General features: G+C 53.0%; 2 rRNA genes. Both read left to right on the top strand.

Annotated features, from left to right (window positions below):
• The first annotated feature begins 71 nt into the window (after positions 1–71).
• A 23S ribosomal RNA gene (locus JSY36_RS20245) occupies positions 72–3,004 on the top strand.
• 96 nt (positions 3,005–3,100) lie between these two features.
• Positions 3,101–3,208, top strand: a 5S ribosomal RNA gene (gene rrf / locus JSY36_RS20240); the annotation flags it as partial.

Here is a 3,208-nt window from a genome sequence, read left to right as displayed (position 1 = left end):
AAACTCTTTATGAGTTTCACCGGTTGTTTGAGAGAACAACCGAGTGTCTTAGAAGGCTGAGAAACATCGACGGTTAAGCTAATAAGGGCGCACGGTGGATGCCTTGGCACTAGGAGCCTAAGAAGGACGGGACGAACACCGATATGCTTCGGGGAGCTGTAAGTAAGCTTTGATCCGGAGATTTCCGAATGGGGGAACCCAGCACGCGTAATGGCGTGTTATTTATACCTGAATCCATAGGGTATAAAAGGCAGACCCGGGGAACTGAAACATCTTAGTACCCGGAGGAAGAGAAAGCAAATGCGATTACCTGAGTAGCGGCGAGCGAAACGGTAACAGCCCAAACCAGAAGGCTTGCCTTCTGGGGTTGTAGGACACTCCATTGGAGTTACAAAGGAACGGAGTAGGTGAAGCGATCTGGAAAGATCCGCGAAACAAGGTAACAGCCCTGTAGCCGAAACTTCGTTCCCTCCGGAGTGGATCCTGAGTACGGCGGGACACGTGAAACCCCGTCGGAATCCGGGAGGACCATCTCCCAAGGCTAAATACTTCCTAGTGACCGATAGTGAACCAGTACCGTGAGGGAAAGGTGAAAAGCACCCCGGAAGGGGAGTGAAACAGATCCTGAAACCGTGTGCTTACAAGTAGTTGGAGCCCGTTAATGGGTGACAGCGTGCCTTTTGTAGAATGAACCGGCGAGTTACGATCCCGTGCAAGGTTAAGTCGAAAAGACGGAGCCGCAGCGAAAGCGAGTCTGAACAGGGCGAATGAGTACGTGGTCGTAGACCCGAAACCAGGTGATCTACCCATGTCCAGGGTGAAGTCCAGGTAACACTGGATGGAGGCCCGAACCCACGCAAGTTGAAAATTGCGGGGATGAGGTGTGGGTAGGGGTGAAATGCCAATCGAACTTGGAGATAGCTGGTTCTCCCCGAAATAGCTTTAGGGCTAGCCTCGAGGTGAGAGTATTGGAGGTAGAGCACTGATTGGACTAGGGGTCCCTACAGGATTACCGAATTCAGTCAAACTCCGAATGCCAATTACTTATCCTCGGGAGTCAGACTGCGAGTGCTAAGATCCGTAGTCGAGAGGGAAACAGCCCAGACCATCAGCTAAGGTCCCAAAGTATACGTTAAGTGGAAAAGGATGTGGAGTTGCTTAGACAACCAGGATGTTGGCTTAGAAGCAGCCATCATTGAAAGAGTGCGTAATAGCTCACTGGTCGAGTGACTCTGCGCCGAAAATGTACCGGGGCTAAACGTATCACCGAAGCTATGGATTGTCCTTTGGACAATGGTAGGGGAGCGTTCCAAGGGCCGTGAAGTCAGACCGAGAGGACTGGTGGAGCGCTTGGAAGTGAGAATGCCGGTATGAGTAGCGAAAAGAGGGGTGAGAATCCCCTCCGTCGAAAGCCTAAGGTTTCCTGAGGAAGGCTCGTCCGCTCAGGGTAAGTCGGGACCTAAGCCGAGGCCGAAAGGCGTAGGCGATGGCAAACAGGTTGAAATTCCTGTACCACCTCCTCACCGTTTGAGCAATGGGGGGACGCAGAAAGGTAGGGTAAGCGCGCTGTTGGATATGCGCGTCCAAGCAGTTAGGCTGGCAAGCAGGCAAATCCGCTTGCCGCGAAGGCTGAGCTGTGATGGCGAGGGAAATTTAAGTACCGAAGTTCCTGATCCTACACTGCCAAGAAAAGCCTCTAGCGAGGTGAGAGGTGCCCGTACCGCAAACCGACACAGGTAGGCGGGAAGAGAATTCTAAGACGCGCGGGAGAACTCTCGTTAAGGAACTCGGCAAAATGACCCCGTAACTTCGGGAGAAGGGGTGCTCATCCGGGTGTATGCCTGGAAGAGCCGCAGTGAAAAGGCCCAAACGACTGTTTATCAAAAACACAGGTCTCTGCCAAGCCGCAAGGCGATGTATAGGGGCTGACACCTGCCCGGTGCTGGAAGGTTAAGAGGAGGGGTTATCCCTTACGGGAGAAGCTCTGAATTGAAGCCCCAGTAAACGGCGGCCGTAACTATAACGGTCCTAAGGTAGCGAAATTCCTTGTCGGGTAAGTTCCGACCCGCACGAAAGGTGCAACGATTTGGGCACTGTCTCAACGAGAGACCCGGTGAAATTATATTACCTGTGAAGATGCAGGTTACCCGCGACAGGACGGAAAGACCCCATGGAGCTTTACTGTAGCTTGATATTGGATTTTGGTACAGCTTGTACAGGATAGGTAGGAGCCTTGGAAGCCGGAGCGCCAGCTTCGGTGGAGGCGTCGGTGGGATACTACCCTGGCTGTACTGACATTCTAACCCAGGACCGTGATCCGGTTCGGGGACAGTGTCAGGTGGGCAGTTTGACTGGGGCGGTCGCCTCCTAAAAAGTAACGGAGGCGCCCAAAGGTTCCCTCAGAATGGTTGGAAATCATTCGCAGAGTGCAAAGGCATAAGGGAGCTTGACTGCGAGACATACAGGTCGAGCAGGGACGAAAGTCGGGCTTAGTGATCCGGCGGCACCGCATGGAAGGGCCGTCGCTCAACGGATAAAAGCTACCCTGGGGATAACAGGCTTATCTCCCCCAAGAGTCCACATCGACGGGGAGGTTTGGCACCTCGATGTCGGCTCATCGCATCCTGGGGCTGAAGTAGGTCCCAAGGGTTGGGCTGTTCGCCCATTAAAGCGGTACGCGAGCTGGGTTCAGAACGTCGTGAGACAGTTCGGTCCCTATCCGTCGTGGGCGCAGGAAATTTGAGAGGAGCTGTCCTTAGTACGAGAGGACCGGGATGGACACACCGCTGGTGTACCAGTTGTTCCGCCAGGAGCATAGCTGGGTAGCTACGTGTGGAAGGGATAAGTGCTGAAAGCATCTAAGCATGAAGCCCCCCTCAAGATGAGATTTCCCATTACGTTAAGTAAGTAAGATCCCTCAGAGACGATGAGGTTGATAGGTCTCATGTGGAAGCATGGCAACATGCGGAGCTGAGAGATACTAATCGATCGAGGGCTTATCCAGAAAACGATGTTGTTTCAGTCTTCTAACGAAACTCATAAAGAAGTCGAACTGTTATCCAGTTTTGAGAGAGCATGCCTTTCTCAATTTCATGATTTGTCCAGTGACGATAGCGAAGAGGTCACACCCGTTCCCATGCCGAACACGGAAGTTAAGCTCTTCAGCGCCGATGGTAGTTGGGGGCTCTCCCCCTGTGAGAGTAGGACG

This window comes from Alteribacter salitolerans (assembly GCF_016901055.1).
Lineage (GTDB): Bacteria > Bacillota > Bacilli > Bacillales > Salisediminibacteriaceae > Alteribacter > Alteribacter keqinensis.
The sequence above is the reverse complement of the archived record's forward strand: the minus strand, read 5'-3'. Positions and strand labels throughout refer to the sequence as shown.